This is a genomic window from Dehalococcoides sp. THU4 (assembly GCF_043231265.1).
In the GTDB taxonomy this organism is placed as follows: Bacteria; Chloroflexota; Dehalococcoidia; order Dehalococcoidales; family Dehalococcoidaceae; genus Dehalococcoides; species Dehalococcoides mccartyi.
Genome location: NZ_CP171266.1, coordinates 1,421,517 through 1,428,420, shown reverse-complemented (window position 1 = coordinate 1,428,420; position 6,904 = coordinate 1,421,517). Strand labels below are relative to the sequence as shown.

At 45.5% G+C, this 6,904-nt stretch carries 5 protein-coding genes; 3 read left to right on the top strand and 2 right to left on the bottom strand.

Features of this window, described 5'->3' with window-relative positions:
• Positions 1–113: 113 nt before the first annotated feature.
• A complete protein-coding gene (locus ACE6F3_RS07645) occupies positions 114–323 on the bottom strand; it encodes a hypothetical protein (RefSeq protein WP_324664351.1) in 210 nt (69 codons plus the stop codon).
• Between the two features lie 270 nt (positions 324–593).
• On the bottom strand, positions 594–3,104 hold the full coding sequence (locus ACE6F3_RS07640) for a DUF3854 domain-containing protein (protein ID WP_077974937.1): 2,511 nt from the start codon (positions 3,102–3,104) through the stop codon (positions 594–596).
• 60 nt (positions 3,105–3,164) lie between these two features.
• On the opposite strand from ACE6F3_RS07640, the gene ACE6F3_RS07635 reads away from it, so the two are divergent.
• From ACE6F3_RS07635 to ACE6F3_RS07625, 3 genes are all read left to right on the top strand, one after another.
• Positions 3,165–4,979: a virulence-associated E family protein gene (locus ACE6F3_RS07635; RefSeq protein WP_279115897.1), complete on the top strand. Its 1,815-nt coding sequence runs from the start codon at positions 3,165–3,167 to the stop codon at positions 4,977–4,979.
• Positions 4,980–5,215: 236 nt separating this feature from the next.
• Positions 5,216–5,503: a VRR-NUC domain-containing protein gene (locus ACE6F3_RS07630; RefSeq protein ID WP_279115895.1), complete on the top strand. Its 288-nt coding sequence runs from the start codon at positions 5,216–5,218 to the stop codon at positions 5,501–5,503.
• The gene (locus tag ACE6F3_RS07625; RefSeq protein ID WP_279115893.1) at positions 5,500–6,864 is read left to right on the top strand and encodes a DEAD/DEAH box helicase; all 1,365 of its coding nucleotides are present in this window, start codon (positions 5,500–5,502) and stop codon (positions 6,862–6,864) included. Before ACE6F3_RS07630 ends, ACE6F3_RS07625 begins: the two co-directional genes overlap by 4 nt.
• The last annotated feature ends 40 nt before the right edge of the window (positions 6,865–6,904 follow it).

The window sequence follows — 6,904 nt, the reverse complement described above, 5'->3', positions numbered from 1 at the left end:
GTCTTATAGTTGATTGCTCCAGTTCTGCGGCCGCCGTCATTATGGAGAAAACAAAATTCCCCATTGGAGTAGTGGTATCAATGCCGGAGTCCATATAAGATTTAAAACCGACATTATAGCTCTGCTCCGGTTTTTGCGTTAAGTAACTCTGCTAGTTTTTCTATGTATTCAGGGAAGAATAGAAGCGGCGGTGCAAATATCCCCCCGGCCATGCATAGAGTGAGGAATGCCATCACAATGGTTGGAAAGAGAATAACTAGATTTTTAATTATTGTTTTAAGGATTTTAACCGGTAAACTGTCATTTTGTGCCTTATTGTCCATTTCAGTCTCCTTAACATTTTTGTTTTTCAGTGGTCTCTTATAGTTTTTAGTGTAGAAGTGTAGAATTTAATTACTTTTTAGCTTTACTTTACGTTTACTACACTACTTCTACACCTTTTTGTTATTTTTACTGTTTTAGCTTTAAACGCTCTACGCTATCTCTACACCAACTCTACACTTCTCTCTACACTTTTCTACACCTTTTTTTAAAAAAGTGTAGAGTACGTAAGTTACGTTTGGAAAAAACATCATTCTACACCTCTACACCTTTTACAACATAAGAGGGCCCGGCGCGGAAAAAGCGTTATTTTCATCATTATTTTCTCTTTCATTTAATAATACTTTCCTAAGCTTGAGTACTCTTTTTTGCCCATTGGCTATACAGACATTATGAGTAGCTATTTTTTGACTGGGGCAGTCTATATACCCCATTCTTCTCAAATCTTTTATAACCGCATTGTATTTGATAGTGTAGGGTTCATCAGTGCGACGGCAATGATCTTTAACCGCTTTATATGCAGTTTGGCCAAGTATAAGGACATGTCCGTTTTGCTGATCATTCCACCCAACCAGTGTTTGTGCCGGGCCCACTTGCCTTATACAGTCATCATTCCTATCGCCAAGTATCGCGGATCCTGATTCTTTTAGTGAATTAAGTATCTCAATAAAACGTTTTGCCGGCCGCTCTTCTTCAACTCTAGATCCTTGGTCTGTTGCTTGTGAAATAAATGCACTCATCCCTTCTTCCCAAACCTCGTTAGACTCCTCAAGGGTGAGGGCTCCGCATTCCACTGCAAAATCAAGCCCATACTTAAGCCCTAAGCAAAGTAGAGCAATAACCTCAGGCAACCGTGCATGAAGGCCTTTATTCATAACTTGACCCCTTAACGCCAAAAAATCATCCGGGATGGATTTCTTAATAGAATCCCATTTACCTGAAAGCCAAGTTAAGTAGTGGGCCATTGCCTGGCGATAATACGGGGTGTTTTGCTGCGCGGTAGTTAAGTTATTGATATCTATATCCTCACGTTCCAGCTCTACCGTGTAGAGCCTGGCAGTGTGGCTGTGGCCGGAAGGCAGTTGCTCCCCTGATGTAATGAGCATACCGCGGGGAATATAGCTCGGGCGGGCAGATGTATCAGATCTTAAGCGCCCTTTGCCCTGGCGGTTGCCCTGGGCCCTGACAATACGCTCCGCTCTTGTTTCCAGCTGGCGGGCTTTTCCCGCGTCCTGCCCCGGTGCCCAGTCATCAATAAGAAGAGGGGCATCCTTGCATAAGAACATCAGCTTTTCTAAAGCATTATCGGTATCAACCCAAGAAGCAGGGATATGCCGGGAATCAAAGTCTCCGAAGTGGCAAAGGGCCAAACTGGTGAGGGTAGACTTAAAACTGCCTGAAGCCCCGACATACCAGAGGGTAAAAGAAGGGTGGATAATATCGGCAAGAGGAGAAAGAAACATCGAAGCCCATAACGGCAAGGTAACTTCCCGCCTTCGACTCACGTCAATCATATCGAGGCTGTGCTTCATTGCTTCTTTAGCTTCACCCGAAGGTTGGGGGATGTAGTACCTGCCAAGTTGTTGGTCCAGCTCTACCTCGGCATTATCTATCCCCAATCCGCCGTTTGAGCTTAAGTAAACCTGTTTGTCATCGACTTGCCTCCAGCCTATGTGGGTAAAAACATTGCGTACCGGGGCATCTTCACTCTGCAGCATGATTGCCTCGCGTAGTTTACGCTCTGTATTGTTCTCTGAGCGGATAATAGCCCGGAGGTTCCAGGCTTCGGTCACCCAGTTCATAGAGTTAAAGCTTTTGAGAGGTACTTCAGCGGTAGGCAAATGGCATCCGTCTTTATTTATACCTGAGACTTTGAAGTATCCCGCCTGATCAGCGCCGTCATCTTTGATAATGACTTCTTTTATGGAAGCATTGAAATTGCAAAGAGGGGTTATATCTTCCCCGCCATCACGATCCCACTTAACAGAGCAGATAGATCCACCCTCAAGCTTGAACTTGCCGCCTGACTTGCGATAGAGAGTCTCTTCTTTTTTGTCTTCATACTCTTTAACCTCTAAGGTTTTAAGCTCTTCTATCGTATGGCCTGAGGCAATATAATCATCAACTCCGCATTTATCATCGCCTATTTGCGGGAGTTGGATAATATGGACATGTGCTTCTTTGCGTTTAAGGTGTTCGCTAAAGCGGTCCAGCGCAGCTCTTACCTGGGGCTTGGTGGTGTAATCAGAATCAAAGACAAGATAAACATGCCTTCCTTTAAGTGCGATGTAGTCAAAGTCTGCAAGGAAAGTACTCTGGCCAAACTCATTTCGACCCTTAAATCCCCACACCCCGGTTAAACCCACTGCGCAGACACCTTGAGAAGCAAGGCAATCCACCTTTTTGATTCCTTCGGTGAACCAGATGGGGATAGCCGGATTGCTTAAGTTCTTGCGGCACCTGGGCGGGACGTCAAGGCGGATCTTGGAGCTGGCGGGGTTCTCATACTTGCGCTTCTTGCCGCTCTTTTTATCCTCACGCGGGTGGTCCGGTTTAAGTTGGTGGCAATATATCTTGCCGTCTACACTATGAAGCGGGATAAGGATGCCCGGGGATAAACATTGTTGGGTTTTGTTAAACCCTGCCTCTTTGAGCTTCTTTGAACCCATCTCAGTTATATAACCGCGCTCTTTTATGACGTCAAGGGATATGGAAGAATTCTTAAGTTCTTCCATATGTGTGCGTTTCAATGTTCTTATTTCATCGGAAAATATGTCAGGCATTGGAATTCTCCTAAAGTTTCTTATCAAGGATGGTTTGGGTTTTGTCTATGGCGCCGTTCCATGCATGGCGAGCTATGCGCGTGGCCGGTGTCCTCCCGGCAATCGGAAGTTGTACAGCATGGATTATCTGAACAGGCAGATCCGCTTTCCAAACCTGGTATTATCGGTGCCTTTTGTCGCGCATATGGCATTGCAGATGCCATTTCAGCGTTTCTGCCTGATATATATGAGCCCTCAGCTATGGAAGGACGCTTCGATTATATTCCTGCAGATAGTGCTGCCGGTGTTGTGGTTTATGACGATAAGTTCGTATATTCACACCATGCTACAGACCCAGTATGCGGCAGACTGCTGAATGCTTTTGACTTGATTAGGTTACACCGCTTCCGTAATCTCGATGATAAGTACCCGGAAGATACTCCGATTACTAAGCTGCCTTCCTATAAGGCAATGACAGATTTTGCATCAAAGGATGAGAACGTCAAATTGCTCCTTGTTCAGGAAAGACAGTCACGGGCGACGGATGATTTTAGCGTTACTACTGAAGACTTGGACTGGCAAAAGCATTTAGAATATGAGCCGCGCTCCACCATGCTGAAAAATAGTCTGCACAACATCACACTGATCTTGCAGCATGATCCAAATTTGAAGGCTTTGGTATTTAATCAGCAGCTTGATGGCATGGAGATTAAAGGCAGTGTGCCCTGGAAGCACCCTTCAAAATACTGGCGGGATGCCGATGATGCACAGCTCATCAGCTATGTTGACTCAAATTACGGCACCTTCTCTCAGCGCAATTATCAGATTGCCGTGGCAAAGGTAACAGATGACCGCTCCTATCATCCCATCCGAGAATTTTTAGATGCTTTACCTGAATGGGATAAATCACCGAGGGTGGATATGCTGTTGATTAACTACCTTGGAGCTGAAGATAACGCCTATGTTCGTGCCGTTACCAGAAAAACACTCTGTGCTGCTATTAGCCGTGTTCTGCATCCCGGCTGTAAGTTTGATTCCATGCTTGTACTTAATGGTCCCCAAGGCGTCGGTAAAAGCACACTTATATCTAAGCTTGCCGGGGAATGGTTCTCCGACAGCCTTAACCTCAGTGATACCAAAGATAAAACTGCCGCTGAGAAGCTTCAGGGCTATTGGATACTGGAGATTGGTGAATTAGCCGGTTTACGAAAAGCTGAAGTGGAAACGCTTCGTTCTTTTCTCTCCAGACAAAATGATATCTATCGTGCCGCTTTCGGCAAGCGGGCCATACCCCACCTACGTCAATGCATCTTTTTTGGCACGACAAACGCAGACTCAGGTTATCTTCGCGACACTACCGGCAACCGCCGTTTCTGGCCTGTGAAGACACCGGGCGATGGCAGAAAGCACTCCTGGGAACTCTCTACCGAGGATACCCAGCAGATCTGGGCGGAGGCCCTTGAATACGTCAATGCTGGTGAAAAGCTATACCTCGATGCATCAATGGAGCAGCTGGCAAAGGCAGAGCAGCGAGAAGCCCTGGAGTCCGACGAACGTGAGGGTTTGGTTAGAGAATACCTGGATACCCTTCTGCCAGATGATTGGGAGCAGATGGATCTGTTTGAGCGAAGAAACTTTATAAGCGGAACAGAACTGGGCGGCATCGGACGTATTGGCACAAATCAGCGTCAGAGTGTATGCAATATGGAAATCTGGTGTGAGTGTTTTGGAAAGAATCGTTCTGACCTGAAGCGCACCGATTCCAATGAACTTTCAGCAATCCTTATAAAACTCGATTGGGAACGGCTACCGAAAAAAGACAGGACAACTCTTTATGGACCACAATACAGTTTTGTTCCTAAGTCTGTTCCTGGGACTGTTCCTGAAAACAGCTAATTCACAGGAACTGTTCCTAAAACAGATTTTGTTCCCAAAAACATAGCTGGGAACATTTTAGGAACACCCCAAAGTGACCGCCGCTAGGCCCCCAGCTAGGTTGTGTTCCTTTGTTCCTAATTAATATATCTAATTTGAAACTATAAAAATAATACCAGTATAACTCGATATACGCATATTTGCGCGCGTAAGGGATTTCTGGGTTATAGGAACAGCAAGAACAGGAGGGAAAAATTATGCGTGAAAAAGCGATAGAACATAAATTGGTCAAAGCAGTAAAAAACATGGGAGGCATCGCGCTAAAATTTAGTAGTCCCGGTTATGATGGAATGCCTGACCGCATTATACTTTTACCAGGCGGTCATTTAGCTTTCGTAGAGGTTAAGGCTCCTAGCAAAAACCCGCGCCCTCTTCAACTAGCACGACATAGGCTACTATGCAGTCTTGGCTTCAAGATTTATATATTGGATTGTGCAAACGAAATAAATTCTTTGTTATCTGAGATCGGAGGTGCCAGTGAATGAAATTTAAGCCGCACAGCTATCAGTCCTATGCCATCGACTACATTGAAAATAATCCTATTGCTGCCATCCTTCTTGATATGGGGCTTGGCAAAACATCGATCACACTGACAGCCATTGCTGATCTATTATTTGATAGCTTTGAGGTTCACAAGGTTTTGGTTATTGCCCCTCTTCGAGTAGCGCGAGACACATGGCCTGCAGAACTTGAAAAATGGGATCATCTTAACGATATTATTTGTTCTGTGGCAGTCGGCACTGAGGCAGAAAGAAAATCTGCTTTGCAAAAACAAGCTGATATTTACTTTACCAACCGTGAAAATGTTCAGTGGCTTATTGATAGCAGCGGCATTGCCTTCAACTATGACATGGTGATCATTGATGAGCTGTCCTCTTTCAAGAATCATAAGTCAAAGCGATTTAAAGCTTTGATGAAGGTCCGCCCACGAGTAAAACGCATAGTTGGCTTAACCGGAACTCCTACCGGCAATGGGCTGATGGATTTATGGGCAGAGTTTCGTCTTCTGGATTTGGGCAAACGCCTCGGGCGCTTCATTGGCCAGTACCGAATTGATTACTTCACTCCGGACAAACGCAATGGCCAGGTCGTCTTCAGCTACAAGCCGCTGCCTTTTGCGGAAGAATCCATCTACCGACAGATATCAGACATCACCATTTCCATGAAATCCACGGACCACCTGAAGATGCCGGAGCTAATCAGTTCAGAATATCCTGTAATGTTATCAACGCAAGAGCGCAAACGATATAACGAATTGAAGCAAGACCTGGTGCTTCAACTGCCGGGTGGTGATATCACTGCCGCCAATGCTGCTGCCTTGTCCGGTAAGCTTTGTCAGATGGCAAATGGTGCTGTCTACTCCGATATAGAAAGTGTTATCAGCATTCATGACCGAAAACTGGACGCCTTAGAGGATTTAATTGAAGCAGCAAATGGCAAACCAGTGCTTGTAGCCTACTGGTTCCGGCATGATCTGATGCGAATCACCGAGCGACTGCAGAGTATTCGTATTCCATTTTCTCGGCTTGATTCATCGGACAGTATTAAACGTTGGAATAACGGCGAGCTACCAGTTGCATTTATACATCCTGCATCTGCTGGACATGGACTCAACCTTCAAAGCGGTGGCTCCACCCTTATCTGGTTTGGACTTACCTGGAGCCTTGAGCTATACCAGCAAACCATCGCCCGACTATGGCGGCAAGGTCAGACAGAAAAAACTGTAGTCGTGCAGCACATCATCGCTAAAGACACCATCGATGAACGGATAATAAAAGCTCTAAAAGCTAAGGACAGCACCCAATCCGCCCTAATCAATGCTGTTAAGGCAGACTTGAAAATCTAAGACAAGCTATGACAATCCACGCCAATCCGAGTGACACTTT

Bases quoted from the DNA above. Each gene is read 5' to 3' on its own strand.
- ACE6F3_RS07625 (WP_279115893.1), top strand. From the start codon at position 5,500: ATGAAATTTAAGCCGCACAGCTATCAGTCCTATGCCATCGACTACATT.
- ACE6F3_RS07630 (WP_279115895.1), top strand. From the start codon at position 5,216: ATGCGTGAAAAAGCGATAGAACATAAATTGGTCAAAGCAGTAAAAAAC.
- ACE6F3_RS07640 (WP_077974937.1), bottom strand. From the start codon at position 3,104: ATGCCTGACATATTTTCCGATGAAATAAGAACATTGAAACGCACACAT.
- ACE6F3_RS07645 (WP_324664351.1), bottom strand. From the start codon at position 323: ATGGACAATAAGGCACAAAATGACAGTTTACCGGTTAAAATCCTTAAA.
- ACE6F3_RS07635 (WP_279115897.1), top strand. From the start codon at position 3,165: ATGCATGGCGAGCTATGCGCGTGGCCGGTGTCCTCCCGGCAATCGGAA.